The following is a 25,692-nucleotide window of genomic DNA, read 5'->3' as shown; positions in this document are numbered from 1 at the left end:
CTTTTGGTGTTGGCAATATCACAGTGGGAAAAATAGAGCTCTGTTCGCGGTGAGAACCTTGAGAAATTGAGGGAAAATGGCCCAAAATCCCAACCCCGTGGATATTCACGTTGGTGGCCGTATTCGGTTGCGGCGTACGCTGCTCGGTATGAGTCAGTCGAAATTGGGGGGGGGGATCAACCTCACCTTCCAGCAAATCCAGAAATACGAGCGTGGTATCAACCGCGTTGGCGCGAGTCGGCTTTATCAGTTGAGCCAAGTCTTGAACGTGCCGGTCTCGTTCTTCTTTGACGACATGCCGTTGGAGGTTAGCGGCGCTGCGCCGGGTCTTGGCAAGACGCCCGGGAACCTCGGTGGGGATATGCTGTCTAAACGCGAGACGCTGGAGCTAATTCGCGCCTATCACAGCATTAGCGATGCCAGCGTGCGTCGTCTGGTTTACGCCTTGGTCAAGTCACTTGGCGCACACATATAGCCAAGCACTAGAACTGATCCGCTTCTGCGGGTTGTGGTGCCCGTGGAAGTTTGCCAGACAAGGTGATATGTAGGCGCCTTGCGCTTGGCGCACCCGGCGCCTGTCTTTATTAGTCTTGCATGCGGAGCGATCCGCCACGGGGGTTTAATGGCCACTGCCGACCATTTGTTCACCAGCGAATCCGTCTCCGAAGGCCACCCTGACAAGCTCTGTGATCGTGTGTCAGATGCAATTGTGGATGCCTATCTGGGTGACCAGGATCCGGAGGTGCGTGTCGCGTGCGAGGTGTTGGCGACGACCAATATGATGGTAATTGCCGGCGAGACCCGTGGCCCTGAGATGAGCGCTAAGAAGGTCGAGGAGATCGCGCGCGCGGCGGTGCGCGATATTGGTTACGAGCAGGACGGCTTTCATTGGCGCGACGCCAAGGTCGATATCCGCTTGCACAACCAGTCGCCCGACATTGCTCAGGGTGTCGATGCCGGTGGCAACAAGGATGTTGGCGCCGGCGATCAGGGTATCATGTTCGGTTATGCCTGCCGCGAGACCGATGTCTTGATGCCGGCCCCGCTCTTCTATAGCCACGAGATTCTGCGCTCGCTTGCCGGTGTGCGCCATTCTGGTGTCGAGCCGGGTCTGCTGCCGGACTCGAAAAGCCAGGTCACCTTGCGCTACGTCAATGGCGAGCCGGTCGGTGCTACCTCGGTCGTGGTCTCGACCCAACATGCGGCAAATCTCGATCAGGCGGCAGTGCGCGAGATAGTCCGACCCCATGTTATGGATGTCCTGCCCGAGGGCTGGATGTGCCCCGAAGACTCGTTTTACGTCAATCCCACCGGGCGATTTGTTGTTGGTGGTCCCGACGGTGATACTGGCGTCACGGGTCGTAAAATTATCGTCGACACCTATGGTGGCGCGGCACCCCACGGTGGCGGCGCATTCTCCGGCAAGGACCCGAGCAAGGTCGATCGCTCGGCAGCTTATGCGGCGCGCTATCTGGCCAAGAATGTAGTGGCCGCTGAGCTGGCCGACAAATGCACGATCCAGCTTGCCTATGCCATTGGTGTCTCCAAGCCCTTGTCGGTCTACGTCGATACCCACGGTACGGGCAAAGTCGACGAGGCGCACCTGGGCGTGTCCCTGCAGGAGCAGATGGATTTGTCACCGCGCGGTATTCGCGATCATCTGCAGCTCATTCGACCGATCTACGCGCGCACGGCAGCGTACGGCCATTTTGGGCGCGCGCCTGAGCCGGACGGTGGGTTTTCCTGGGAGCGCGTGGACTTGGCCAACTCACTGGCGTCCGCATTGGCTTGACGCGGCAGGGCGAAAGGCCAAAGTGCGGCCATCGTATCGTGCACGGTCGGCGCGGCGGTACGCGGCTGCGCGCTGGGCGCCGCAGACTTCTTGAGACGCTTCTGCCACGCCTCCACTTCACCTTGCCCGACCAGGGCGAGCTGAGCGCGCCGCTTTTCCTCTTCCCGGAGACCGCGCGTGGCGCTTTGTGGCTTGAAATTGGGTTTGGCGCCGGCGAGCATCTCGCGGCGCAGGCCGCTGCGCGCCCTGATGTGGGCATCATCGGCTGTGAGCCCTATCGCAACGGCATAGCCAGTTTGCTTGCAAATATAGAGGCACAAAATCTTAAAAACATACGTATTTTTACGGATCACGCCGCAGATCTTGTAACGCGTTTGCCAGCCGAATCATTGACTCGGGTCTTTCTTCTGTTTCCCGATCCCTGGCCCAAACAGCGGCACCACAAACGGCGTATCGTGCAGGCGGCGTTTCTCGACGATCTGGCGCGTGCCATGGCCGATGGTGGCGAGCTGCGAGTTGCCACCGATCACAACGGCTACTGCCAGTGGATCATGGCCCGCCTTCTGGCGCATCCCGGTTTCGCCTGGTGTGCAGTAGGCTGGCGTAGCCGGCCTGACGATTGGCCGCCGACGCGCTACGAGGCGAAGGCGCTTTTGACGGGATCACGCTGCGTTTATTTGCGGTTTTGCCGCCGGCTTCGTTCGCGGCAACCTTGAAGCATAGAGCGTTTTCGTTATATAGGAGCGATACGAGTAAGATGCCGGGTCTGAAAGGCTGTTTCGAAACCGTGGGCCAGGCGCCCACTTTTTTGTTTCTGGGTTTGCGATTTGGCCCGAGCCACGAGGGAAGCCCTTGAGAAGTTAATCGCGCCAACTGTGGCGGCGATGGGGTATAGTCTGGTGCGAGTCCGCCTCTTCGAAGGTGGCCAGTTGCGCCTGCAGGTGATGGCCGAGCGCGAAGCCAACGGCACGATGACCGTTGATGACTGCGCGACACTGAGCCGGGCCCTGTCTGCGGTTCTGGACGTCGAGGATCCAATCGGCGGGTCCTATGATCTTGAGATCAGCTCGCCGGGGATCGACAGGCCGCTGGTAGGGCCGGATGACTATGAGCGTTTCAACGGCTTCGAGGCGAAGCTGGAGACGGCGTTGCTGATAGATGGACGGCGGCGATTCCGGGGTCGGTTGAGGGGATTCGATGGTGATACGGTGCGCATTGCCCTGCGTGACGGCAGCGAGGCAAACGTGCCGTTGACGGCGATACGCGATGCTAAGCTGATGCTTACGGACGACCTAGTGAAAGCAAGTCTGAACGCGGCAGAGACGACGGACGAATAGGACATTATGGCGAGCGAAGCGATATCAAGCCTGACCCGACCCGAGCTACTGCATGTGGCGGACGCGGTTGCACGTGACAAGACTATCGATCGCGAGATCGTTGTCGAAGCGATGGAGCAGGCAATCCAGACCGCGGCCCGGCGTAAGTACGGCCAGGAACTCGACATCGCCGCCGAGATCGATCGGCGCAGTGGTGAGATTCGCTTGGCCCGGCGGCGCGAGGTGGTCGAGGAGATCGAAGACGACGTGACTCAGATGCTGCTGGCCGACGCCCAGGCTTACGATCCGGCGCTCGGCCTCGGGGATTTTCTGATCGAGCCCCTGCCGCCGATTGACCTTGGTCGCGTCGCGGCTCAGGCGGCCAAGCAGGTCATCGTGCAGCGTGTGCGCGACGCTGAGCGTGAGCGCCAGTTCGAGGAATACAAGGATCGCGTGGGTGAGATCGTGAACGGCGTCGTCAAGCGCGTCGAATATGGCAACGTCGTCACGGAGCTCGGCCGCGCCGAGGCGATCATGCGCCGCGACGAATCTCTGCCACGGGAGAACTTCCGCAACGGCGACCGCATGCGCGCCTTCATCTACGATGTGCGCCAGGAGCAGCGCGGCCCGCAGATTTTCGTGTCGCGGGCACGGCCTGAGTTCATGGCAAGCCTATTCAGCCAAGAGGTGCCGGAGATTTACGACGGCATCATTGAGATCAAGTCCGTGGCCCGTGATCCCGGTAGCCGCGCCAAGATCGCTGTCATCTCGAACGATTCTAGCATCGATCCGATCGGCGCATGCGTCGGCATGCGCGGCAGCCGCGTGCAGGCCGTGGTGAACGAGCTGCAGGGCGAGAAGATCGATATCATCCAGTGGAATCCAGATGCGGCCACGTTTATCGTCAACGCCTTGGCGCCAGCCGAGGTCACCAAAGTTGTCCTCGACGAGGACAATCAGCGCATTGAGGTCGTAGTGCCAGACGATCAGCTTAGCCTCGCCATCGGCCGCCGCGGCCAGAATGTGCGGTTGGCTTCGCAGCTTACCGGCTGGGATATCGATATCATGACAGAGGCACAAGAATCCGAGCGCCGCACCGAGGAGATGCGGGCTGCCTCAACCCTCTTCATGGAAGCCCTGAACGTCGACGAGGTGATTGCCCACCTACTGATTACCGAAGGCTTCTCGTCGGCCGAGGCTGTAGCCTTCATGCCGATTGAGGAGCTGGCGGAGATCGATGGTTTTGAGCAGGATATGATCGAGGAGCTGCGTGCGCGGGCCCGCGATTATCTCGAGCGCCGCGACGCGGACCTCAGCAACAAGCGTCAGGAACTCGGAGTAGCCGATGGGGTGGCGGCCGTCGAGGGGCTGAACCCGGCCATGCTCGTGGCGCTTGGTGAGGCGGGGATCAAGACCCTCGATGACCTGGGTGATCTGGCAAGCGACGAACTGAGAGAGATTGTCGGCGAAGGCGCCATAGATGAAGTGGTGGCTGGTGAGGTAATCATGAGTGCGCGCGCCCACTGGTTCCCGGATGAGCCTGCTGGCCAGGATGAGACTGCGCAAGCTGAAGAGGCGTCGTCCGCGGCGTCTGGCGAGTGAGCGGGATCGGAGAGCGGTGGTGGCGACGGCATTGGCAGCGGTCGTTGAGAGAGAGGCTGCGCGTCGCTGCGTGGTCAGCGGCCGGAGTCTCGATAAACGGCGGTTAATCCGTTTCGTTGCTGCGCCGGATGGTGCTGTCGTTCCTGATATCAAAGCGAATTTGCCCGGCCGTGGTGTCTGGGTAGGAGCCGAGAGGACGCTGGTCGAGCGCGCGGTTGCCAAGGGGCAGTTCTCGCACCTCGGGCGTGCCGCGACAGACGTGGGCGATCACGTTGAGGCTTTGTTGGCGCGGCGTTGCTGCGATCTGCTGGGTTTGGCGCGCCGCGCTGGCTTGGCGGTGGCCGGCATGCAAAAGGTACGGGCTTGTCTTGTGGCGCGCGAAGCACGTGTGATAGCCGAAGCGCGCGATGCTGCCGAGGACGGCGCGGCCAAGATCGCGCGCCTCGTTATGGTGGCTGTGCCGGCGCCGATGCTGGTGCGCTTATTGGACCGGGAAGAGCTCGGGTCTGCGCTCGGCCGTGAGGATGCAGTGCATGTCGCTTTGCTGCGCGGGCGCCTGAGTGATTTGTTCCTGGACGAGATACGAAGGCTGGCAGGTTTTCGTGACGGCGCGGCAGAGGCTGGTGCCACGAAGCATATCTGAAGGAGGCCGAAGGGCGAAGATGAGCGAGAAAAAGGATAGCGGCGAGAAGAAGACCCTCGGCCTTTCGCGACCGGGCAAGCTAGAGTTGCGCAAGACCGTGGAGGGTGGTCAGGTTCGCCAGAGCTTCTCCCATGGTCGGAGCAAGACCGTCCAGGTCGAAGTTAAGAAGAAGCGCACCTTCAAACGCGTGGAATCGGGCAAGATGTCCGAGGTGACCTTGGCGGCTGAGGCCCAGGTTGAGACGCCCGTTCAGAAGGAAGTGTCAGCGTCTGAGGTAGTACCGAGCCACCTCACCGGTGAGGAGCGGGCGGCGCGTGCACGTGCGCTCCAAACGGCTCGAGAAGACGAGGTGGATGCTGCACGCCTACGCCAGGGGCAGGCAGAGGAGGAAGAGCGTAAACGGCTCGCGGCGGAAGAGGTTGCGCGGCGCGAGGCCGAGGAGCATGCTGCTGAGGCTGAGCGCAAGGCGACCGAGGCGGCTCGCCAGGCCGCTGCAAAGCAACGGGGTGCCGCAGCCAAGAACGCCGCATCGCCGAAGGCTGAAAAGCCCTCACCCAAGACTAAGGTGCCCGTGCGGCGTAAGGAAGCCGAGGCAGAGGAGAATACCGCGGCGCAGCAGCGCCGCCGCAAAGGCCACGGTCATCGTCTATCAATAGAGCGCCGCGATCAGCGCCGGCGCACCGGCAAGCTCACTGTGGTGCAGGCACTCAGCGACGAGGAACGCCAACGCAGCCTGGCCTCGGTGCGTCGGGCACGTGAGCGCGAGAAGCGTGCGGTCGCAGGTAGGCAGACAGGTGAGGTAAGAAAAGTCGTGCGCGAAGTTGTTGTTCCCGAAGCGATTACCGTCCAGGAGCTCGGCAATCGTATGGCCGTGCGTGGGGGCGAAGTAGTCAAGACCCTCATGAAGATGGACGTGATGGCGACCGTCAATCAGGTTATCGATGCCGATACGGCGGAGCTTGTAGTCGCCGAGTTCGGCCATCGTATCAAGCGCGTCAGCGAGGCTGATGTCGAGGTCGGTCTGACCGGGCCGGAGGATATTGCCGAGCAGATGCAGCCGCGTGCGCCCGTGGTGACAGTCATGGGCCATGTCGATCATGGCAAGACGTCGCTCCTGGATGCTTTGCGTGCTACCGATGTGGCGGGTGGCGAGGCCGGCGGCATCACCCAGCATATTGCTGCCTACCAGGTTGATATGGCGTCCGGAGCCAATATCACTTTCCTCGATACCCCGGGCCATGCGGCCTTCACGCAGATGCGCCAGCGCGGTGCCAGCAGTACCGACATCGTGGTTTTAGTGGTGGCAGCCGACGATGGCGTCATGCCGCAGACGGCCGAGGCTATCCAGCATACCCAGGCGGCCGAGGTGCCGATGATCGTCGCCATCAACAAGATGGACCTCCCCGATGCCGATCCGGACAAGGTGCGCAACGAGTTGTTGCACCACAATGTCGTCGTCGAGGAGGTCGGCGGCGACGTGCAGACCGTGCCGGTCTCGGCGCTCAAGCGCGATAACCTAGACAAGCTGGAGGAAGCCATTCTGCTGCAGGCGGAAATTCTCGAACTGGCGGCTAATCCCGATCGGCCGGCTGAAGGTGTGGTTATCGAGGCGCGGCGCGAGAGTGGCCGTGGCGTCGTTGCGACGCTGCTCGTTCAGCGCGGCACCTTGCGCATCGGCGACATCGTCGTGGCGGGGAGCGAATGGGGCCGGGTGCGGGCTTTGATCGACGACCGCGGCAAAAATACTGAGGCGGCCGGCCCCTCGGAGCCGGTTGAGGTGCTCGGTCTTAGCGACACGCCGCAGGCTGGCGACGAGATGGTGGTGGTGCCGGACGAGGCGCGCGCTCGCGAGGTGACCGAATATCGCCAGGGCCAACGGCGCGAGCAAACTGCGATGGCCGGTGCGCGCGGCTCGGTGGAGCAGATGCTGTCGCAAATCGCCCAAGGCGAGGTCAAGGAGCTGCCGCTAGTCATCAAGGCTGACGTGCATGGCTCGATGGAGGCTATTCTAGCCAGTCTTGCCAACCTAACCAAGAATGAGGAAGAGGTCTCCTCCCGCACCCTGCTCTCGGGCGTCGGTGGCATCAACCGCTCCGACGTCACCTTGGCGGCGGCGTCGAATGCAGTGATATTCGGCTTCAACGTGCGCGCCGATCCGTCAGCACGCGCTATGGCCAAGCGCGATGGCGTCGATATCCGCTACTACTCGGTGATCTATGAGTTGCTGGACGATGTGCGCGGCATGCTGTCAGGCATGCTGGCGCCTGTCGAGCGCGAGGAATTGCTGGGCTATGCCCGCATCAAGGAGGTTTTCAGCATCACCAAGGTCGGCAAGGTGGCGGGTTGTGAGGTGACTGAAGGGACCGTGCGGCGCGGCGCTCACGTGCGTATCCTGCGCGACAATGTCGTCATTCATACCGGCGCCCTGTCGAGTCTAAAGCGCCACAAGGACGAGGTGAGAGAAGTCAAAGAAGGCCTCGAGTGCGGCCTGGGTTTCGAGAATTATCAGGACATCAAGCAAGACGACGTCATAGAGGTTTTCGATATCCAGCGGGTCGCGCGCGAGTTGCAGGCGTGAGGCCCAGGCGGCGATGGCGCGCAAGCGTGGAAAAGGACGCGGGCCCAGCCAACGTCAGCTTCGGGTTGGGGAATCCCTGCGCCACGCCCTGGCCGAGTTGCTGGGCCGGCGCGAGCTGCGCGACCCGGCCCTGGTAGACGTGTCAATAACGGTCACCGAGGTCCAGGTCAGTCTCGACATGCGCAAAGCCACGGTCTACGTGCTGCCGTTGGGTGCCGAGGATGTGGAGACAGTGCTTGAAGGGCTCGGCCGCGCCGCGCCCTATCTCGGCTCCCAGGTGGCGCGCCTGATGAAGCTCAAATATTCGCCGCGGCTGAGCTTTATCGCGGAAACCAGTTTTGACCGTGCAGCGCGTATCGACGCGGTAATCGACGGCTCGCTGGCGGATGACGATAAACGCTGAACCGGGGGGGAGAGGCAAAGGCGGCCGTCGCCGTAAGGGCCATGCGGTACACGGTTGGCTGATTCTCGACAAACCGTCGGGGGTGACCTCGACCGCAGCGGTCGGTCGCGCCCGCAGGCTGTTGGATGCGGCCAAGGCTGGCCATGGTGGCACCCTGGACCCGCTTGCTACGGGCGTTCTGCCGCTCGCTTTCGGCGAGGCGACCAAGACCACCCGCTATCTCATGGACAGTCGCAAGAGCTATCGCTTCCGCGTGCGCTGGGGTGTTAGCCGCGCCACGGACGATGTTGAGGGGGAGGTCACCGAAACCAGCGACGTGCGGCCCACTAAGGGCGAGATTGAAGCAGCACTCGACGACTTCCTCGGTGATATCGCCCAGGTGCCGCCAAAATTCAGTGCCGTTAAGGTTGACGGGAAACGCGCGTACGACCTGGCCCGGGGCGGCCGCGCCGTCAAGCTGGCGCCGCGCACCGTGCGAATCGAGCGGCTGGCCCTGTTGTCGATTGAAGACGAAGACCACGCGACCTTCGAAATGGATTGCGGCAAAGGTACCTATGTGCGCGCTTTGGTGCGTGATCTGGCCCATGCGCTCGGCATATGCGGCCATGTGACGGCGCTTTGCCGCACGCGAGTCGGCTCATTCACCTTAAACGACGCGATTTCGCTTGCCGAATTGGAGGCGCTCGACGATAGTGGCGCCGCCCAACAGTCTCTGTTGCCGGTGGCGCGTGGGCTTGTCGGAATTCCGGGTATGCCGGTCAATGCGGATCAAGCGCTGCGCCTCAAGGTGGGGCAGGCGGTGCCGCTGGTACGGCCGGCGATTGGCCTGGACGGCTCGGATCTGGCCGAGGGTACGCTTTGGACGTGTCTGATGGACAGACCCGTGGCCTTGGTTGAGTTGGGCGCTGGCGTTTTGAAGCCGCTGCGTGTCTTCAATTTTTGAGGTTTCTGCTTGTTTGACGCCTGCACTGTGGACGGGAGAGTTTCGAAATCATGTCGATAACAGTTGTGCGTAAGCAGGAACTGGTCGGTGAGTTCGCCACCAAGGCGGATGACACGGGCTCGCCCGAAGTGCAGGTGGCACTTCTGACCGAACGCATTACCAACTTAACAGAGCACTTCAAGGCCCATGCTAAGGACAGGCATTCCAGGCGGGGTCTGCTCAAGATGGTGAGCAAGCGCCGCCGGCTGCTCGACTATCTCAAGGACAGGGATGCCGGTCGCTATAAGGCGTTGATCGAGCGCTTGGGGCTGCGCCGTTGAGTTGCAGCAAGCGCAACGCGTGATCGCCAGCCGCCCGGCCCTCCCGGCCGGGCTTTTTGTTTGTCGGCGGCCGAAAGGCGCCGCCGGAACGTAGGTTAGGAAGAGGTTAGATGTTCGATATCCATCGCAAGGAACTCACCTGGGGCGGACGTCCCCTGATTTTGGAGACCGGGCGCATCGCTCGGCAGGCCGACGGCGCGGTGCTCGTCACCTATGGTGAGACCACGGTGCTCTGCACCGCCGTTGCCCAGAAGGTGCCGCGTGTCGGCATCGATTTCTTTCCCTTGACCGTCAACTATCAAGAAAAGACATTTGCGGCGGGCAAGATTCCCGGCGGTTTTTTCAAGCGTGAAGGGCGCCCGAACGAGAAGGAGACCCTCACTTCGCGTCTCATCGACAGGCCGATCAGACCGCTTTTTGCCAGCGGCTTCCGCAATGAGACACAGGTCATTTGTACCGTGCTCTCTCACGATCTCGAAAGCGACCCTGATATTGTCTCCATGGTTGGCGCCTCTGCGGCGCTAACAATTTCCGGCATACCCTTCCTCGGCCCTATCGGCGGTGCCCGGGTTGGCTATATCGATGGCAAGCACGTGCTTAATCCGGGCACGGATGCGCTGGAGAACAGTAGCCTCGATCTGGTGGTTGCTGGCACGGCCTCCGGCGTATTGATGGTCGAATCTGAAGCCAAGGAGCTGTCGGAGGAGATCATGCTCGGCGCCGTTAATTTCGGCCATGAGCAAATTCAGCCTGTCATTAACGCCATCATTGAGCTTGCCGAGGCTTGCTCCAAGGAGCCCTGGGATGTCCCCGTGGAGCCAGATTTCGGTGAACTGCCGTCGCGCGTTGATGAACTGGCGCGGTCTGGTTTCGAAGCGGCCTATGCCGAGGTCCAGAAGCAGAAGCGGGTGGAGGCGGTCGATACCGTCCGCCAGACTACCCACTCCGTGTTCGCCGACGATGACAGCGTTGATGCGAGTGCCGTTGGCGGTCTCCTGAAGTCGCTTGAGAAGGACATCGTGCGGAGCGCAGTGCTCAAGACTGGTATCCGCATCGATGGCCGTGACACGGAGACGGTGCGCCCGATCAAGGCTGAGGTCGGCGTGCTGCCGCTGGCTCATGGTTCGGCGTTGTTTACGCGCGGCGAGACCCAGGCGCTGGTGGTGACGACGCTCGGCACCGGCCAGGACGAGCAAATCATCGATGCACTCGACGGAGAATATCGTGAGCATTTTATGCTACACTATAATTTTCCACCCTATTCTGTTGGAGAGGCAAGTTTCTTACGTTCACCCGGGCGACGCGAAATAGGCCACGGCAAGCTCGCCTGGCGTGCCATCCGGCCCGTCATGCCGGCTAAGGACAATTTTCCCTATACAGTACGCGTGGTCTCCGAGATCACCGAATCCAACGGCTCATCGTCGATGGCGACGGTCTGTGGCGCCTCGTTGTCACTGATGGATGCGGGTGTGCCGCTCGGGCGACCAACGGCCGGGATCGCCATGGGCCTGATCAAGGAAGGTGAGGACTACGTGGTGCTGTCGGACATCCTTGGCGACGAGGACCATCTCGGCGATATGGACTTTAAGGTCGCTGGCACCGAGCAGGGCGTCACCTCCTTGCAGATGGACATCAAGATTACGGGCATCACGGGCGACATCATGCGGGTTGCGCTCAACCAGGCTCGTGACGGGCGACTGCACATTCTGGGAGAGATGACGCGCGCGCTGGCAAGCTCGCGTGAAGAGGTTAGCGGCAACGCACCCCGCATCACTACCATCAACATCCCTAAGGACAAGATCCGCGAGGTCATCGGCACCGGCGGTAAGGTGATCCGCGAGATCACCGAGACCACCGGCACCAAGATCGATATTGAGGACGACGGCACTATCAAGGTTGCCGCCGTCTCGTCCGAGGCCAGCGACGAAGCGCTCAAGTGGATCCGCGACATCGTCGCCGAACCGGAGATTGGTGAGATTTACGACGGCACGGTGGTTAAAGTTGTCGACTTCGGCGCCTTTGTAAACTTCATCGGAACCCGCGACGGGTTGGTGCATATCAGTGAGCTGGCGCCGCACCGGGTCAAGTCGGTGACTGACGTGGTCAAAGAGGGCGACAAGGTGAAGGTCAAGGTGCTGGCAGTCGACGACCGTGGCAAGGTACGCCTCAGCATCAAGGCTGTGGCCGAAGACGCCGGTGAGGAGAGCGAGGCAGCGAGCTAAGTTAGGTTAAGGTCTAGCCGGCCGTAGTGACAACGTGTGGCAGGTCGAGGGCGTCTAGGATGCCGTCGACCACCACATCGGCGATCTGGGCGATGCGCTCCGGCGTATATTCGTCCCAGTTAAAATTGCGCAGGATGACCGGTCTGTTGCGGTGAAAGATCAGGCATTCGCCGATTAGCGCATTGGCCAGAATGACGGTCTCGGCGTCGCCGGGGCTACGGCCGCTGGTGGCGACAACGAGGCTGCCGAAGCTCTGGTTCAGTGGCTTGAAGATGCCCTGGTATAGGGCCTCGAAGGCGGCGGTCGGGTGGTCGATCTCGCGCATGATCAGGCACCACGTCCAATTCTGCGGCCCCAGGCCCAACAGACCGCCGAGCAAGGCACGCACATAGGCCGCGGTAGCCTGCGCCAGCGCGGTGCGGTCGTCGTTGGCCTTTGCCAGATTGTTCTGCAGGCGGGCGTCCGCGCTGCTAAACAGGGTTTGGATGCTGCTGACAGTGTGTTCGACGGCGGCCCTGTAGAGGCCTTCCTTACCACCGAAATAATAGCCGATGGCGGACAGGTTGGCGCCCGCCGCCTTGCTTAGCTCGCGCGTCGAGACCGCATCTAGTCCGGAGTCGGAGAACAGTATGCCACCCACGTGCAACAAGCGCTCGCGCGAGTTCGAAGGATCCTCGCATAGGCTCTCGATCAGCCTCTGTGTTAGCTCTACCATCGTTGCCGCATGTCCTTCTGCCGGCGGATGGCGCATTCTAGCGAGGAAATTGACGCGAGCCAGGGGCTGGTTTTTTTGCGCTGATGCACCATATAACCGCCTGACGGGACGGCGCCACGCTGGCGCCGCCGACTTTTTGGGCCGCAATAAGGTGTCCATTGAAAGCGCTCAACCCCATTCTGCTCTCAGGCAAGGAAGTGCTGCCGCTTGTCGAGGGCGGCAAAGGCGTTGCCGTCACCAACGGGGCCAGCTCGGGCGCCTGGGCTGCGGCCGGCGGTGTTGGCACCTTTTCCGGCGTCAATGCGGATAGTACCGACGAAGACGGCAACATCATTCCGGTCGTCTATCATGGCCGCACGCGCAAGGCGCGCCACGAGGAGTTGGTAGCGAACGGCATTCGCGGCGGCATTGAGCAGGCGCGTGCCGCGCATGAGGTCTCCAATGGCAGCGGGCGGTTGCATGTCAACGTGCTTTGGGAGATGGGGGGCTCTGAGCGCGTTCTCGAAGGCATTCTCGAAGGCACCAAGGGGCTCGTCCATGGCGTGACCTGTGGTGCCGGCATGCCCTACCGAATTGCCGAGATCGCAACCCGTTACGGGGTCTACTACTATCCCATCGTCTCCTCGGCACGGGCTTTCCGAGCGTTGTGGAAGCGCGCATACCACAAATACGCCGAAGGGCTCGGCGGCATGGTCTACGAGGACCCCTGGCTTGCCGGCGGCCATAACGGGCTGTCCAACAGCGAGGATCCGCTCAAGCCCCAGGATCCCTATCCTCGGGTGCGCGCCTTGCGTGATACGATGCGGGACTTCGGTCTCGACACCACGCCGATTTTTATGGCCGGCGGTGTCTGGTACCTGCGCGATTGGGAGGACTGGATCGACAATCCGGAGCTCGGCCCGATTGCTTTTCAATACGGCTCCAGGCCGTTGCTGACTGTCGAGAGCCCGATTTCGGAGCAGTGGAAGGGGCGCCTGCGCACCCTTGAGCCGGGCTCGGTGACGCTCAATCGTTTCAGCCCCACCGGCTTCTGGTCGTCTGCCGTCAATAACAGCTTTCTGGATGAGCTGGCGGAACGCTCCGAGCGCCAGATTGCCTACACCACGGAGCCGGTCGGCGAGCACAAGGTCGAGTTCGGCACCGGACCGCGCAAGCGTGCGGTGTACCTGACCAAACCCGACGCCGTTTGCACCAGAGCCTGGGTGAATGAGGGTTTTAGCGAAGCCCTGCGCACGCCCGACAGCACGCTGATCTATGTTTCACTTGAGAAGGCGACGGAGATTCGCACCGACCAGGTTGATTGCATGGGCTGCCTTAGCAGCTGCAATTTCAGCAACTGGTCGCAAAACGGCCGTAACTCCACGGGGCGCAAAGCCGATCCGCGCAGCTTCTGCATTCAGAAAACCTTGCAGGCGATCGCCCATGACGGCGATGTCGATAGCCACCTGTTGTTTGCCGGGCATGGCGCCTATCGCTTCGCGGATGACCCGTTCTATTCCAATGGTTTCACGCCCACGGTGGCGCAACTGATCGAGCGCATTCTATCGGGTGACTGATGGCCGTGATTGAAGTTTTTTCTCGCGCGCCCTACTGTGAGGGCGAACGGCTCCATGCATGAGCGCAGGTGACGATGACGATGGATATGGGTCAGGCGGCAACGCTTTTACGGTCGGTCGGGTTGCGCCCGACGCGGCAGCGCCAAGCCTTGGCGCGGCTAATGCTGGCCCGCGGCCCGCGGCATTTCAGTGCCGAGCAACTGCACGACGATGCCCGCATCGCTGGGGTCGATGTCTCTCTCGCGACCATTTATAACACCCTGCACCAGTTTAACGATGCGGGGTTGCTGCGCGAATTGGTTATCGAATCGGGGCGCTCCTACTTCGATACCAACACCAGCGAGCATCATCACTTCTACGATGAAGATACCGGCTCGCTAAGCGATATTCCGGCCGAAGCTATGGTGCTTAACGCCTTCCCCGATGCGCCAGAAGGCCGGGAAATCTGCCGCGTCGATGTAGTGGTGCGCGTGCGCTCGCGTAGCAGGCCCGGCAAAACTACCAAAGATTAGAATAATTCTAATTGATTGACACGATAGACACCGGGGCGCATAACCCGGCCGTCGCGGCCGTCGTAGGTAGCGCTGGCCCATATCCCAATCCGTTGAGGAGGACACCATGTCGCTTGCCGGGACCAAGACAGAAGACAATTTGAAGGCCGCATTTGCCGGCGAATCCCAGGCCAATCGCCGCTATCTTTATTTCGCCCAGAAGGCCGACGTCGAAGGTTACAACGATGTCGCCACCGTGTTCCGTTCGACTGCTGAGGGGGAGACGGGCCATGCGCTTGGCCATCTCGAGTTCCTGGCGGAGACCGGTGATCCGGCAACCGGCAAGCCGATCGGCAGTACCGCCAACAACCTTGAGGCGGCGGTCACCGGCGAGACCCACGAATACACTGACATGTATCCGGGTATGGCCAGCACTGCGCGCGAGGAGGGCTTCGACGAGATTGCCGACTGGTTCGAGACGCTGGGTAAGGCCGAAAAATCCCACGCCGGGCGTTTCCAGCGAGCGCTCGACAATCTCGACTGAGCCGACAAGCGGCACCGGCAGCTATGGAGGGCGGCCTGAAGGCGCCCGCGCGCCATCCGATTGACTACTCTGACCCCACATTCCACGATGCCGAGGCGCTCGACGTGGAGTTGCGTCGCGTCTTCGATATTTGCCATGGCTGCCGGCGCTGCTTCAATCTCTGCGACAGTTTTCCGAGGTTGTTCGACCTTGTGGACGAGTCGGATACGGGCGAACTGGACAGCGTCGACTCCGCCGATTTCAAGCCAGTCATCGATGCCTGTACCCTGTGTGACATGTGCTTCGTGGCGACTTGCCCCTATGTGCCGCCGCATGAGTTTGCCCTCGACTTTCCCCATCTGATCCTGCGGGCTCGCTCGACGGAGCTTGCTGCGGGCAGGCTCGGCTGGGCCGACAAGGCTCTGGCTAAGACGGACCGTAACGGTAAGCTGGTACGTCCCGTGGCGTTCGTCGCCAACTGGGCTAGCGACCGCCGCAACCGCCTGACTCGACCCGTCATGCAGGCCGTTGCCGGTATCCACAGAGACGCCTCCCTGCCACGCTACCAAGGCAAGACCTTCACCATGCGTGCCAGGCGGGTACCGGCGGTGAATGCCGAGGCGCCCGCGGCAGGACGCAAGGTGGCGATCTTTGCTACCTGCTTCGTCAACTACAACAACCCCGAGATCGGCGAGGCGGCGCGTGCCGTGCTGGCCTATAACGGCGTCGAAACCGTCGTCGCCTATCCTGGCTGCTGCGGCATGCCCCAACTCGAGCAGGGCGACTTCGCCTCGGTTGCGGGGAAAGCGAAAAAGACCGCGACGGCTCTGGGTGACTGGCTCGACAAGGGCTACGATATCGTTGTGTCCGTGCCGAGTTGCGCGCTGATGCTCAAGCTCGAATGGCCTCTGATCTTGCCGGATGATCCGGCGATCAAGCGGCTCGCTGCGCACGCCACCGACATCACCGAATATGTTGTCGACATTGCCAAGACGGAGGGCCTGGCCGACGGCCTCGAGCCCCTCGACGGTGGCATCGCTGTACACCTCGCCTGCCACGCTCGGGCCCAGAACATGGGCTCCAAGGCGGTGGAGATGCTCAAGCTCATCCCTGAGGCAGACCTTGAGATCATCGAGCGTTGCTCGGGCCACGGCGGCGCATGGGGCGTAAAAAAGGAGTTCTTTGAGGTCGCCTTGAAGGTGGGTAAACCGGCGGCGCGCAAGGCGGTCAGGGGCGAAAAGGCGCATCTTGTTTCCGAGTGCCCGCTGGCCGGCGAGCATTTGCGCCAGGGCATCGAGGCGCTGGGCGAGGTGTCCTTGGCCGACCAACCGACGCTCCATCCCATCGAGCTGTTCGCCCGCGCATACGGCCTGGTGTCGTGAGCATGCGTGAGATTATCCGGGCTGACATCCTGGGGATGGAAGTCTATGGCGCCGAGCGCAAGCAGCGCCGTACCGAGATCTCAGCCCTCAAGGAGCACCGCCGGCTTGCCGTTGGGCCCTTCGCCAGCATTCATTTCGAATGCTACGAGACCATGTGGATGCAGATCCACGAGATGCTCTATATCGAGAAAGGAGGCGAAGAGCAGATCGCCGACGAGCTGGCGGCCTACAACCCTCTGATCCCGGACGGGCGCGAACTGGTGGCTACTCTCTTGCTCGGTATCCCCGCGAGCCCGAGCGCCGTGCCCGTATTCTGAGTACCCTCGGCGGCATCGAGGACCGCATTGCCATCGAGATCGACGGCGAGGTTATCGCTGCGCTACCCGAAGGCGATGTCGAGCGCTCACGCGCCGACGGCAAGACCTCTGCGGTGCACTTTCTGCACTTCCCTTTTAGTGACCCTCAGGTTGTTGCCTTCCGTGATCCCGAAAGCCGTGTGAGGCTCTCCATATCCCACCCCGAATACGGCCATATTGCCGTCTTTTCCGTCACCTTGCGCGAAGCCTTGTCAGACGACTTCGATTGAACGGGCGCGTGCGCCCGGATAGCATGTGGCGCACGGTGCTGTACATTGGCCTTGGCCCAGGGCACGAGGCGTTTCACGGTAATACCGGTGGCGAACAAGTTTCTCAGTCGCTGCAATCACCGGCCCGACTTGGCGCCCGACAATTCCTTGCCGCTTACCGGCGTCAGCCACCGCCTCGCTTATTATCGGCGACTGGCACTGCGGCGTGGCGATGATGGACGGGGCGGTGGTGCTTCAACCCGCACCACCAGAGCAATACTACTTCCCGTATTTCTTCGACGCCTACCGCCGCGGATACTTGTAGGCGGAACTGCGTATCAATATGGGCTCTTCATAGAGCCACGTGGTGCTGGCGGTGCCCTACGGGTAGCTCGGCATGTCCGCCAAAGAGGCGCAAGCGTTGTTCGGCGAGTTGCTTGTGCTCTATCCTCGCTACTCGATCAAAACCACGCGCGATTCGCTGGCGCGATGGAGCATGGACCAGCATTCACCGAGCGTCTGGTTAAGAAGCTCATCAAGCCCAGCTTACGTGCTAGTATGGCCTGGGATTGAGGTTATAATTACTCGGTGATAGCTCTTTATTCTCGACAGGAAACAGAGAACTTTCACCAATTAAATACGGTTATTCCTCAGGATAGATTCCCCAAAGGTACGCGCGGCGCATCCAGCCGCGGATGCTTTGCAGCGTCACCTCGCACCAGTCGTCTCGGCAGGCGCGCAGGGCGCCCTGGACGCGGGTCTCGGCGCGGGCCAGCGCCCGCGACTTGGGGTCGGGGCGCGCGCGCAGGGTGCGGCTGTCGCCGATCACCAACACCGTACGCTTGCCTGACAGCATGGCCTTGTGCACCCAGCCCTCGGCGCCTTCGAAGTCGCGCACCCGGCGCCATTGCTCGAACTCGGCAACGATCTCGACCGGCAGTGCCTTGCGCACGAACACCCAGACCACAGGATAGCGCAGGCCAGGACCAGTGCGCAGGTTCACCTCGTCGGCGCCAAGACTGACGAAGCGTGGTAGCGGTAGCCCGCTCTCCGCTCCTAGCTGGGTAGGTAACACAAGGAAGAGCCCGAAAAGGACAAGCTGTAGGCGCATGATTCGACGCCACTATAGCGCAAACGTGCCCCCTGGTATAAACAAGCCCAGTCCAGAATGCTGGAGCCCTTAATGCCTCGTAACAAGCCGCTCGTCGTGGTCACGCGCAAGCTCCCCGAGGTCATCGAGACCCGGATGATGGAGCTGTTCGACACCAGGCTCAACGACGACGACACGCCCATGGACCGCGATGCGTTGCAGGTGGCCATGGCCGGGGCCGATGTACTGGTGCCCACCGTGACGGATCGTATCGACGCTGGAATGATTGCTCAGGCCGGCGAGCGCTTGAAGCTAATCGCTAGTTTCGGCGCCGGTGTCGACCATATCGACGTGGCCAGTGCCCATGCCCGCGGTATCACCGTCACCAATACCCCCGGCGTACTTACCGAGGACACCGCTGATATGACCATGGCGCTGATCCTCTCGGTGCCGCGACGCCTGGCGGAAGGCGAGCGCCTGATGCGGTCCGGCGAATGGGGCGGGTGGGGCCCTACCTCGATGCTGGGGCGGCGCATCTGGGGCAAGCGCCTCGGCATCATTGGCATGGGCCGCATTGGTAATGCCGTAGCCCGGCGGGCGCGCGGCTTCGGACTTTCAATCCACTACCACAACCGCCGCCGGGTACCGGACACGCTGGAGGCCGAGCTCGAGGCCACCTATTGGGAGAGCCTCGATCAGATGCTGGCGCGCATGGATATCATTTCGGTTAACTGTCCGCATACGCCCGCAACTTATCACCTACTCTCGGCGCGCCGCCTCGCCCAGCTGCAGCCGCACGCCTATATAGTCAACACCTCACGGGGCGAGGTCATCGACGAGGCGGCATTGACCCGTATGCTGCGTGAGGGCAAGTTGGCCGGCGCCGGACTCGACGTCTTCGAGCACGAGCCGGCGGTAAATCCCAAACTCTTGGAGCTCGAAAGCGTTGTGCTGCTGCCCCATATGGGCTCTGCTACTTTGGAGGGGCGGACTGATTCCGGCGAGAAGGTGATCGTGAACATCAAGACGTTCGTCGATGGGCATGCGCCGCCCGACCGCGTGCTGGCGACGGCGACGGTATAGATCATGAGATTGATAAGCTTTGTCGGCGGCCTCATCTTGTTGGGGGTGCCGGCATTTGCCGAGGAACCCGTTTCCGCTTGGCAGGGCGAGACCGCGACACTGGAAGCGGTTCCGGATGCCATGAATTCCACCTGTCGACCCGATGCCGCGACATGGCGGGCACTGGTGGCGGAGATCTTGGCTGCGGCAAACATGGCGCTGTCCGAGGATGCGGGCCTGCGCATCGATCTCGACGGACTGGCTATGCCGGGACCGCAGGAAGGGCTCTGTCACGTCGATATGAATTTCGCTGTCACGCTGTCGCCCGACGCGGTGCCGGCACCAGACACTTTGCCCGACCACGCCGGGCGCGTGCATGCCTGCCCGCGTGCTGTCACCCAGATCAAGCAGGAGCAGACAACCGAGTTCTGGCTCGAGATGACGCGCCGCTGCCTCGCCGACTATATCGAGGCGCGTAAGCTCAACGCCGGTGCTGCCAGCGTCGCCGAGCTCGGCAAGGAAGGCAAGATCACCTATCTGATGGCGCTCAGCGGCATTGCCGTTGAGCTGCGCAACGGCCGCAACAAAATGCTGCTCGCTTTGCAGGACCGCTTGCGTCAGCTCGCACCTGGTGTTGGCCCCGACGATGCCTCCGAGATCGAGGCCGCGCTAGCGGCCCAGATCGACGATGCCCTGCCGGGCTTTTTCGTCACCCTGGCGCCGATCTACGATGCCCGCTTCACTGAAGCTGAGCTCGATGCGCTGATCGCGTTCTTCTCGAGCCCCGTCGGTCGCACCATGATCCGCAGTGAGGCCGAGATCCGCGGCGAGATCATATCCGCTTCCGCCGGCTGGTCGGGACAGACCATGCAGGCCGCCGTTGATACCCTGGAGCGGCTGGTGGCAGAGAAGGGTCTGTAAAATATTATTAGGCAACAGATACTAATTTTTACCGGTCCCTGGGGGACGGCTGAATATGAAATTCGTAACTGTTACCTAATAAGGCACGCCTTAATTCTTTAGATGAATACCACGCTGCCATCGGCGTGGGCGTCCTTGAGGAACCCGACAAGGCCGCTGATCTTGATGTCGAGGTCGTCGCGCAGTGCCTCTTCCGCAAGGTCGATGGCGGTGAGCCCCATGCTGCAGACGAGGAAGTGTACGCCGAGCTTGTGGCACGATTCGAGCAGCTCTGCGAAGCTTGCGACATTGCGCGCCTGCAAGGCCGTGTCGCTATCGGCTGGGCTGCCAGTAAGGGCGTGCCAACCCTCGTTTTTAGTCAAGGCGCGACTCGCCTCCATGGTAAAAAAGAGTGTAGCATGGATATCGATTGCGGCGGCCGCGGCCGCGGCCGCAAGCGCGTAATGCACTTTAGCGAAGTCGCTGGAGAAGACGATTAGTGAAAGCTTGGCCACGTGCGCGCCTTCGTCAGTTGCCGGCATGGGCGGAGAGGTCGTGGATGGTGGCCTGGGCGCTGCACAGCGCGCAGGCCGGGTCGGGGCGCACCTTGACTTTGCGGAAAGTGGTGTTGAGCGCGTCGAAGATCAACAGGTTGCCCGACATGCTATCACCGATACCGAGCAGCTCCTTGATGACCTCCACCGCCTGCAGAGAACCGAGCGTTCCTGCCAGTGCGCCGAGTACGCCGCCCTCGGCACAGCTTGGCACCAACCCCGGTGCCGGCGGCGCCGGAAAGATGCAGCGATAGCAGGGATTGTCGCCGCCGAGATGGGACTTGAAAGTGCTGAGCTGGCCTTCGAAACGCAGAATGGCCGCTGAGACCAGCGTCTTGCCGGCGAGTCGTGCGGCGTCATTGACCAGAAAGCGGGTGGGGAAATTGTCGCTGCCGTCGACCACCACATCATAGTCGGCTAATAGATCGAGGGCGTTATCGGTGACAAGCCTCGTCTTGTGCGGCACCAGCGTCACCTCGGGATTGATGCGCTGGACGCTTGCTGCCGCGCTCTCGACCTTTGTGACACCAACCCGTTCGCTGTCGTGCAGCACCTGGCGTTGCAGGTTGGAGAGCGCGACCACGTCGTCATCGACCACGCCGATGGTGCCGATTCCGGCTGCCGCCAAATAGAGGATCAGCGGCGAGCCAAGACCTCCGGCGCCGATCACCAGTACGCGCGAGTCGAGCAACTTCGCCTGCCCGGTGCCGCCGACCTCGGGCAGGGTGATGTGTCGCGCGTAGCGCTCAATCTGCTCGTCACTGAACTCCATGCCGTCCATTCTCAGTCGTCCAGGCCTCTGATCATTGAGACGCCGATACGGTCTTTAACGCTAGCCAAAGGGTTGAAGAACTCAAGCTTTGCCCACGAGGTCGGCCTTACGGCCTGTCGCCTCGCGTAAGCGCGCCAGACTCACCAAGGGCGTGTTGGTAATGGTCTCGGTGATGGCGTTGTGAATTTCCGCGTTCAGCATGATGCTGTGAGCCTCTTTCTATATCGTATTGCCTCGGCAAACGCCGCCTTTGCCTGTGGAGCCAAAACCGTCCTCTCCCCGCACGGTCTCTGGCAAGGTCTCGACCTCTTTCCATTCTAGTCGCGACACGGCCGCGATCACCAATTGGGCGATACGCATGCCGCGGCTAATCGTCACTGGCTCGCCGCCGTGGTTGATCAGGATCACGCCGATTTCGCCGCGATAATCCGCATCAATGGTACCCGGGGCGTTGATCACCGTCAGTCCGTGCCGTAGCGCTAGGCCCGAGCGCGGGCGTACCTGCGCCTCATAGCCCTTGTCCAGCGCGATAGCGAGCCCCGTTGGCACCAGGGCGCTGGCGCCCGACATTAGCACCAGATCCTCATCCAGCGCCGCCGGTAAGTCGACACCGGCGCTCAACGCACTCTCATAGGCCGGAAGGGGGCCCTCTAAGGCATGGGGCAGGCGGCGTACAGCTACGGCTACGCTCATACAGCGATGTCTTTCTCGGCGATGGCCGCGGCGATGCGCGCGGCGAGCTTAGCCGCCACCTCAGCCTTGCTCGCTTTGGGCCAGGTCTCAATACCCTCCGCGTCGATCACGTGCACCGTGTTCTCGTCGCTGCCGAAGACGCCGGCCTCGAGCGAAACGTCATTGGCGATGATCCAGTCGCAGCCCTTGGCGACGCGCTTGGCCTTGGCATGCTCGACGACCCTCTCGGTCTCGGCGGCGAAGCCAACGACGAGCGTCGGTCGGCCCTTGTCGAGGCTGCCAAGCGTAGCGAGGATATCGGGATTGGCAGCCATGTCGATACTACGCTCTGCCGTTTTGCCGCGTTTCACTTTCTGATTGGCCTGGCTTGCCGCGCGCCAGTCGGCAACGGCGGCGGCGCAGACCGCGACGTCCGTCGGTAGGATGGCACGGCAGGCGGCCAGCATCTCCTCCGCCGTCTCCACGCGCACCACCGTAGCGCCAGGGGGGTCGGCCAGTGCCGTTGGGCCGCTGACCAGAGTCACGTCAGCCCCAAGCGCGCCGAGCGCGTCGGCAATGGCATAGCCTTGCTTTCCCGATGAGCGATTGGTGATATAGCGAACCGGGTCGATGGGCTCGTGCGTCGGCCCGCTAGTGACCAGCGCGCGGATCTTGCGCAAGGGTCCGGCACCGGTAAGTGTGCGCTCGATTGCCGCAAGGATGGCCGCAGGCTCGGCCATGCGGCCTTCGCCCACCTCGCCGCAGGCTAGATCGCCGGGCTCGGGGCCGACACGCACGATGCCATTGGCCGCCAAGGTTGCCACGTTGCGCCGGGTCGCGGCGTGGTTCCACATCATGGCGTTCATGGCCGGTGCGATCAGCACCGGCTTGTCGCTCGCCAGCAGCACCGTGCTGGCGAGATCATCGGCCAGTCCGGCCGCCATCTTGGCTATCAGGTCGGCGCTGGCTGGCGCCACCACCACCAGGTCCGCCTCGCGCGACAGGCGGATGTGGCCCATCTCGGCCTCGTCGGTGAGTGAGAACAGGTCCTCATAGACCGGCTCGCCGCTCAGCGCTGCGAGCGAGAGCGTCGTGACGAACTGAGCGCCGCCGCGCGTCAGCACACAGCTCACCTCTGCTCCTCTATCGCGCAGGCGGCGGATCAGCTCAAGGCTCTTGTAAGCCGCAATGCCACCTGAGACGATGAGAAGAATCCGTTTCTCGTCAAGCATTTATCTTGTTCCTGTCGGAAGCAGATACGCTAGTATATTCCGGTTCGCAAAGAAACCTCCGCGATGTCACATCAGCGTCAACAGAATGGCCATGAGCACCGCCCCGGCGGCGAAGGCGAGCAGGAGTGGCCAGGGTGAGGCGTGCCGGCTCGTGTGGTTGTCCCACGCGGCTAGTCTGTCGAGCGCTTCCTCGGCCCGCTGGGCTAGGCCCGGCATGCGCTGGACGAAGCCGATGGCCGTCTCTGCACCCACCTTGGCACGGGCTGCAGGGCCTAAATGGCTCTCCATCCAGGCTTCCGTCAAAGGCCGCGCCAGCTCCCACATATTGGCTTGCGGGTAAAGGTCGCGTCCGACCCCTTCCGCTACGACCATGACCTTCTGCAGCAGCAGCAGGTGCGGCTGGGTGCGCATGCCGAAAGTCTCGGTGGTGTGGAAGAGTTGGCCCAGCAGGCGCCCGAGTGAAATTTCGGATACGGGCAGGCCGAGAATCGGTTCACCAATGGCTCTCAGGGCCTGGGTGAAGGCGCCACGGTCCTTATCTGACGGCACGTAACCGGCGCGGAAGTGCACGTCGGCCACGCTGGCGTAGTCACCGTCGAGAAAGCCCATCAGCATTTCCGCGAGATAACGCCGCGTGGCGATGTCAAGGCGACCCACGATGCCGAAGTCGACGGCCCAGATATTGCCGTCGTTGGCGACAAAGAGATTGCCTTGGTGCGGATCGCCGTGGAAAAAGCCGTCGCGGAAGCACTGGTTGAAGGTGGCTCGGGCAGCCTTCTCCAGCACGGTCAACGGGTCGTGGCCCGCTTCGATCAGGGCGTCGCGGCGGTCGACCGGAATGCCGTTGACGCGGGCACTGGTGAGTACGCGGCGCGCGGTGCGCGTCCAGTCGATGTCCGGAATGTTGAAGCTGTTGTCTTCCGTGAAATTGGACGCCATCTCCGAAGCCGCTGCGCCCTCAAGCCGTAGGTCCATTTCGATCGCCACCATGTCGGCAACGGCACGCACCGATTCGACTGGGCGCAGCCTGCGCAACCGCGGTTGCGTGCGCTGAATCCATTCGGCGAGCCAAAACAGCAGGTCGAGGTCGCGCCGGAAGGCGGCCTCGATCCCCGGACGCAGAATCTTCACCGCCACCTCGCGGCCGTCGCTGGTGGTGGCAAAATGGATCTGGGCAATGGACGCCGCGGCGACCGCCCTGTCGTCAAACGCGATGAACAGCGCTTCGATAGGCTGGCCGAGCTCGTCGGCCAGCACCGTGCGCGCCTCGTTCGCCGGAAAGGGCGGCAGACGATCGCGCAGCATAGCGAGGTCTTCTGCTACCTCTGCACCGATCAAGTCGGCTCGCGTCGACATCGCCTGGCCGAGCTTTATGAAGGCTGGGCCCAGCGCTACCGCCGCATCCGCCAGACGCTGGCCAAGCCGCCTGCCGTCCGTTTCGGGCTTGACGAGCTGCCGCAAGGGGCGCACCAGCCAGGGGGCGGTATCCGCCAGTGGCTCCAGCGCGTCGTGACGCGCGAGCACGCGTGCGATGACCACCAGCCGCCAAAGGTTTCGTGCTGCGCGGAACATGCCCGGTCAGACGCGCCAGGCGCTGTGCAGGGCGACAATGCCGCCGGAAAGCTTTCGTGCACGGATTCCGGCGAAACCAGCATCTGCTAACATCACCGACAGCGTATCCGGGGGCGGGAAGCGACGAATGCTCTCGACCAGGTAGGTATACGCATCCCGATCGTCTGCGACGATCTTGCCCAGCGCCGGGATAATGCGATCGGAGAAGGCGCCGTAAAGTGGTGCTAGCGGTGCCGCGACCTCCGGCGAAAACTCCAGGCAGAGAAAGCGCCCGCCCGGCCGTAGCACCCGCGCAATCTCCGCGAGGCCCGGCCCGATACGCGCGAAATTGCGCAGGCCGAAGGCGATGGTACATACGTTGAAATAGCGATCGGAGAAGGGTAGCGCTAGACCGCTGCCACAGACCCACTGGGGCATGCCGATGCGACCGCGGTCCCAGGCGCGCCACCGGCCCACCTCCAGCATGGTTGGTGTCAGGTCGCAGACTGTCACGTCGACGGCGTGGTGGTCGAGGATGCGCGCTGCGATATCGCCGGTGCCGCCCGCAAGATCGAGCAAGCGATCGCCCGGCTTCGGTGCCAGTGCTGCCACCATCGCCCGCTTCCACAAGCGCTGAATGCCGCCGGTCATGAGGTCGTTCATGAGGTCGTAGCGCGATGCCACGCTATCGAAAATGCCTGCAACCAGCGCCGGTTTATCGGCCGGATCGACGTCGCGAAGCCCGAAGGGTACCGTCTCTGTCTTGGGGTCTGTCGCCATGCTGCGAACCATAGCCTAGCGCCGAAGG

General features: G+C 62.3%; 25 protein-coding genes and 2 pseudogenes. 18 read left to right on the top strand and 9 right to left on the bottom strand.

The genetic code is table 11. The features are described from left to right. Window positions 1-76: 76 nt before the first annotated feature. From QF629_09175 to pnp, 11 genes are all read left to right on the top strand, one after another. Window positions 77-475 (top strand): helix-turn-helix transcriptional regulator, encoded by a 399-nt coding sequence (locus tag QF629_09175; GenBank protein MDP6013700.1) that lies wholly within the window; start codon window positions 77-79, stop codon window positions 473-475. 147 nt (window positions 476-622) lie between these two features. Beyond that, window positions 623-1,792 carry a methionine adenosyltransferase gene (gene metK / locus QF629_09170; protein ID MDP6013699.1) on the top strand — a complete coding sequence of 390 codons (1,170 nt, stop codon included), beginning with the start codon at window positions 623-625 and terminating at the stop codon, window positions 1,790-1,792. 35 nt (window positions 1,793-1,827) lie between these two features. Beyond that, window positions 1,828-2,508, top strand: coding sequence for a tRNA (guanosine(46)-N7)-methyltransferase TrmB (trmB, locus tag QF629_09165; protein MDP6013698.1), 681 nt, complete (start codon window positions 1,828-1,830; stop codon window positions 2,506-2,508). A 111-nt stretch (window positions 2,509-2,619) separates the two neighbouring features. Next, complete coding sequence (rimP, locus tag QF629_09160; GenBank protein MDP6013697.1) at window positions 2,620-3,129, top strand: ribosome maturation factor RimP; 510 nt, start codon at window positions 2,620-2,622, stop codon at window positions 3,127-3,129. A gap of 6 nt (window positions 3,130-3,135) precedes the next feature. Next, window positions 3,136-4,710: a transcription termination factor NusA gene (gene nusA, locus QF629_09155; GenBank protein ID MDP6013696.1), complete on the top strand. Its 1,575-nt coding sequence runs from the start codon at window positions 3,136-3,138 to the stop codon at window positions 4,708-4,710. A 19-nt stretch (window positions 4,711-4,729) separates the two neighbouring features. Beyond that, window positions 4,730-5,353 (top strand): RNA-binding protein, encoded by a 624-nt coding sequence (locus QF629_09150; GenBank protein MDP6013695.1) that lies wholly within the window; start codon window positions 4,730-4,732, stop codon window positions 5,351-5,353. Window positions 5,354-5,372: 19 nt separating this feature from the next. Then, window positions 5,373-7,931: a translation initiation factor IF-2 gene (gene infB / locus QF629_09145; GenBank protein MDP6013694.1), complete on the top strand. Its 2,559-nt coding sequence runs from the start codon at window positions 5,373-5,375 to the stop codon at window positions 7,929-7,931. A 13-nt stretch (window positions 7,932-7,944) separates the two neighbouring features. Then, window positions 7,945-8,334, top strand: coding sequence for a 30S ribosome-binding factor RbfA (gene rbfA / locus QF629_09140; protein ID MDP6013693.1), 390 nt, complete (start codon window positions 7,945-7,947; stop codon window positions 8,332-8,334). Continuing rightward, window positions 8,318-9,277 carry a tRNA pseudouridine(55) synthase TruB gene (truB, locus tag QF629_09135; GenBank protein ID MDP6013692.1) on the top strand — a complete coding sequence of 320 codons (960 nt, stop codon included), beginning with the start codon at window positions 8,318-8,320 and terminating at the stop codon, window positions 9,275-9,277. The genes rbfA and truB overlap by 17 nt, the downstream gene beginning before the upstream one ends. A gap of 50 nt (window positions 9,278-9,327) precedes the next feature. Further along, the gene (rpsO, locus tag QF629_09130; protein MDP6013691.1) at window positions 9,328-9,597 is read left to right on the top strand and encodes a 30S ribosomal protein S15; all 270 of its coding nucleotides are present in this window, start codon (window positions 9,328-9,330) and stop codon (window positions 9,595-9,597) included. 110 nt (window positions 9,598-9,707) lie between these two features. After that, on the top strand, window positions 9,708-11,819 hold the full coding sequence (gene pnp / locus QF629_09125) for a polyribonucleotide nucleotidyltransferase (protein ID MDP6013690.1): 2,112 nt from the start codon (window positions 9,708-9,710) through the stop codon (window positions 11,817-11,819). A 13-nt stretch (window positions 11,820-11,832) separates the two neighbouring features. On the opposite strand, the gene QF629_09120 is transcribed toward pnp, so the two are convergent. Further along, window positions 11,833-12,534: a CerR family C-terminal domain-containing protein gene (locus QF629_09120; GenBank protein MDP6013689.1), complete on the bottom strand. Its 702-nt coding sequence runs from the start codon at window positions 12,532-12,534 to the stop codon at window positions 11,833-11,835. Window positions 12,535-12,692: 158 nt separating this feature from the next. On the opposite strand from QF629_09120, the gene QF629_09115 reads away from it, so the two are divergent. The 5 genes and pseudogenes from QF629_09115 to QF629_09095 all read left to right on the top strand — a co-directional run bounded on the left by QF629_09115 (window position 12,693) and on the right by QF629_09095 (window position 17,072). Then, window positions 12,693-14,090, top strand: a complete 1,398-nt coding sequence (locus QF629_09115; GenBank protein ID MDP6013688.1) for a nitronate monooxygenase — start codon at window positions 12,693-12,695, stop codon at window positions 14,088-14,090. A gap of 74 nt (window positions 14,091-14,164) precedes the next feature. Next, window positions 14,165-14,602 (top strand): Fur family transcriptional regulator, encoded by a 438-nt coding sequence (locus QF629_09110; GenBank protein ID MDP6013687.1) that lies wholly within the window; start codon window positions 14,165-14,167, stop codon window positions 14,600-14,602. A 106-nt stretch (window positions 14,603-14,708) separates the two neighbouring features. Then, complete coding sequence (locus QF629_09105) at window positions 14,709-15,125, top strand: rubrerythrin family protein (GenBank protein MDP6013686.1); 417 nt, start codon at window positions 14,709-14,711, stop codon at window positions 15,123-15,125. A 23-nt stretch (window positions 15,126-15,148) separates the two neighbouring features. Further along, complete coding sequence (locus QF629_09100; GenBank protein ID MDP6013685.1) at window positions 15,149-16,486, top strand: heterodisulfide reductase-related iron-sulfur binding cluster; 1,338 nt, start codon at window positions 15,149-15,151, stop codon at window positions 16,484-16,486. A 2-nt stretch (window positions 16,487-16,488) separates the two neighbouring features. Continuing rightward, window positions 16,489-17,072, top strand: a pseudogene (locus tag QF629_09095) (DUF3501 family protein). Window positions 17,073-17,694: 622 nt separating this feature from the next. Here the strand turns inward: QF629_09095 and QF629_09090 are convergent. Further along, window positions 17,695-18,162 carry an SH3 domain-containing protein gene (locus tag QF629_09090; GenBank protein ID MDP6013684.1) on the bottom strand — a complete coding sequence of 156 codons (468 nt, stop codon included), beginning with the start codon at window positions 18,160-18,162 and terminating at the stop codon, window positions 17,695-17,697. 72 nt (window positions 18,163-18,234) lie between these two features. Between QF629_09090 and QF629_09085 the strand changes: the two genes are divergently transcribed. Together QF629_09085 and QF629_09080 are read left to right on the top strand one after the other, a co-directional pair. Then, window positions 18,235-19,224 carry a D-glycerate dehydrogenase gene (locus QF629_09085; protein MDP6013683.1) on the top strand — a complete coding sequence of 330 codons (990 nt, stop codon included), beginning with the start codon at window positions 18,235-18,237 and terminating at the stop codon, window positions 19,222-19,224. A 3-nt stretch (window positions 19,225-19,227) separates the two neighbouring features. After that, entirely contained in the window at window positions 19,228-20,124 is an 897-nt protein-coding gene (locus QF629_09080; GenBank protein MDP6013682.1) for a DUF2059 domain-containing protein, read from the top strand. Window positions 20,125-20,222: 98 nt separating this feature from the next. Here QF629_09080 and QF629_09075 read toward each other — a convergent pair whose 3' ends face one another. From QF629_09075 to QF629_09045, 7 genes and pseudogenes are all read right to left on the bottom strand, one after another. After that, the gene (locus tag QF629_09075; GenBank protein MDP6013681.1) at window positions 20,223-20,645 is read right to left on the bottom strand and encodes a DsrE/DsrF/DrsH-like family protein; all 423 of its coding nucleotides are present in this window, start codon (window positions 20,643-20,645) and stop codon (window positions 20,223-20,225) included. Further along, the gene (gene moeB / locus QF629_09070; protein MDP6013680.1) at window positions 20,632-21,429 is read right to left on the bottom strand and encodes a molybdopterin-synthase adenylyltransferase MoeB; all 798 of its coding nucleotides are present in this window, start codon (window positions 21,427-21,429) and stop codon (window positions 20,632-20,634) included. Before moeB ends, QF629_09075 begins: the two co-directional genes overlap by 14 nt. A 17-nt stretch (window positions 21,430-21,446) precedes the next feature. Next, a pseudogene (locus QF629_09065) lies at window positions 21,447-21,630 on the bottom strand (pyridoxal-phosphate dependent enzyme). Between the two features lie 18 nt (window positions 21,631-21,648). Further along, window positions 21,649-22,122, bottom strand: coding sequence for a dUTP diphosphatase (gene dut, locus QF629_09060; protein MDP6013679.1), 474 nt, complete (start codon window positions 22,120-22,122; stop codon window positions 21,649-21,651). Continuing rightward, entirely contained in the window at window positions 22,119-23,333 is a 1,215-nt protein-coding gene (coaBC, locus tag QF629_09055) for a bifunctional phosphopantothenoylcysteine decarboxylase/phosphopantothenate--cysteine ligase CoaBC (GenBank protein ID MDP6013678.1), read from the bottom strand. The genes dut and coaBC overlap by 4 nt, the downstream gene beginning before the upstream one ends. A 66-nt stretch (window positions 23,334-23,399) precedes the next feature. Then, window positions 23,400-24,905, bottom strand: a complete 1,506-nt coding sequence (gene ubiB / locus QF629_09050) for a 2-polyprenylphenol 6-hydroxylase (protein ID MDP6013677.1) — start codon at window positions 24,903-24,905, stop codon at window positions 23,400-23,402. A 6-nt stretch (window positions 24,906-24,911) separates the two neighbouring features. Beyond that, on the bottom strand, window positions 24,912-25,664 hold the full coding sequence (locus tag QF629_09045; GenBank protein MDP6013676.1) for a class I SAM-dependent methyltransferase: 753 nt from the start codon (window positions 25,662-25,664) through the stop codon (window positions 24,912-24,914). Window positions 25,665-25,692: the final 28 nt, after the last annotated feature.

This window comes from Alphaproteobacteria bacterium (genome assembly GCA_030739735.1).
Lineage (GTDB): Bacteria > Pseudomonadota > Alphaproteobacteria > UBA7887 > UBA7887 > UBA7887.
The sequence above is the reverse complement of the archived record's forward strand: the minus strand, read 5'-3'. Positions and strand labels throughout refer to the sequence as shown.

Excerpts from the sequence above, each read along its gene's own strand:
- QF629_09045 (MDP6013676.1), bottom strand. The coding sequence starts at position 25,664 with ATGGCGACAGACCCCAAGACAGAGACGGTACCCTTCGGGCTTCGCGAC.
- QF629_09175 (MDP6013700.1), top strand. The coding sequence starts at position 77 with ATGGCCCAAAATCCCAACCCCGTGGATATTCACGTTGGTGGCCGTATT.
- QF629_09085 (MDP6013683.1), top strand. The coding sequence starts at position 18,235 with ATGCCTCGTAACAAGCCGCTCGTCGTGGTCACGCGCAAGCTCCCCGAG.
- moeB (MDP6013680.1), bottom strand. The coding sequence starts at position 21,429 with ATGGAGTTCAGTGACGAGCAGATTGAGCGCTACGCGCGACACATCACC.
- QF629_09080 (MDP6013682.1), top strand. The coding sequence starts at position 19,228 with ATGAGATTGATAAGCTTTGTCGGCGGCCTCATCTTGTTGGGGGTGCCG.
- QF629_09110 (MDP6013687.1), top strand. The coding sequence starts at position 14,165 with ATGACGATGGATATGGGTCAGGCGGCAACGCTTTTACGGTCGGTCGGG.
- nusA (MDP6013696.1), top strand. The coding sequence starts at position 3,136 with ATGGCGAGCGAAGCGATATCAAGCCTGACCCGACCCGAGCTACTGCAT.
- infB (MDP6013694.1), top strand. The coding sequence starts at position 5,373 with ATGAGCGAGAAAAAGGATAGCGGCGAGAAGAAGACCCTCGGCCTTTCG.
- truB (MDP6013692.1), top strand. The coding sequence starts at position 8,318 with ATGACGATAAACGCTGAACCGGGGGGGAGAGGCAAAGGCGGCCGTCGC.
- dut (MDP6013679.1), bottom strand. The coding sequence starts at position 22,122 with ATGAGCGTAGCCGTAGCTGTACGCCGCCTGCCCCATGCCTTAGAGGGC.
- QF629_09105 (MDP6013686.1), top strand. The coding sequence starts at position 14,709 with ATGTCGCTTGCCGGGACCAAGACAGAAGACAATTTGAAGGCCGCATTT.
- QF629_09075 (MDP6013681.1), bottom strand. The coding sequence starts at position 20,645 with ATGCCGGCAACTGACGAAGGCGCGCACGTGGCCAAGCTTTCACTAATC.
- rpsO (MDP6013691.1), top strand. The coding sequence starts at position 9,328 with ATGTCGATAACAGTTGTGCGTAAGCAGGAACTGGTCGGTGAGTTCGCC.
- QF629_09090 (MDP6013684.1), bottom strand. The coding sequence starts at position 18,162 with ATGCGCCTACAGCTTGTCCTTTTCGGGCTCTTCCTTGTGTTACCTACC.
- coaBC (MDP6013678.1), bottom strand. The coding sequence starts at position 23,333 with ATGCTTGACGAGAAACGGATTCTTCTCATCGTCTCAGGTGGCATTGCG.
- rbfA (MDP6013693.1), top strand. The coding sequence starts at position 7,945 with ATGGCGCGCAAGCGTGGAAAAGGACGCGGGCCCAGCCAACGTCAGCTT.
- QF629_09120 (MDP6013689.1), bottom strand. The coding sequence starts at position 12,534 with ATGGTAGAGCTAACACAGAGGCTGATCGAGAGCCTATGCGAGGATCCT.
- ubiB (MDP6013677.1), bottom strand. The coding sequence starts at position 24,905 with ATGTTCCGCGCAGCACGAAACCTTTGGCGGCTGGTGGTCATCGCACGC.
- pnp (MDP6013690.1), top strand. The coding sequence starts at position 9,708 with ATGTTCGATATCCATCGCAAGGAACTCACCTGGGGCGGACGTCCCCTG.
- metK (MDP6013699.1), top strand. The coding sequence starts at position 623 with ATGGCCACTGCCGACCATTTGTTCACCAGCGAATCCGTCTCCGAAGGC.
- QF629_09100 (MDP6013685.1), top strand. The coding sequence starts at position 15,149 with ATGGAGGGCGGCCTGAAGGCGCCCGCGCGCCATCCGATTGACTACTCT.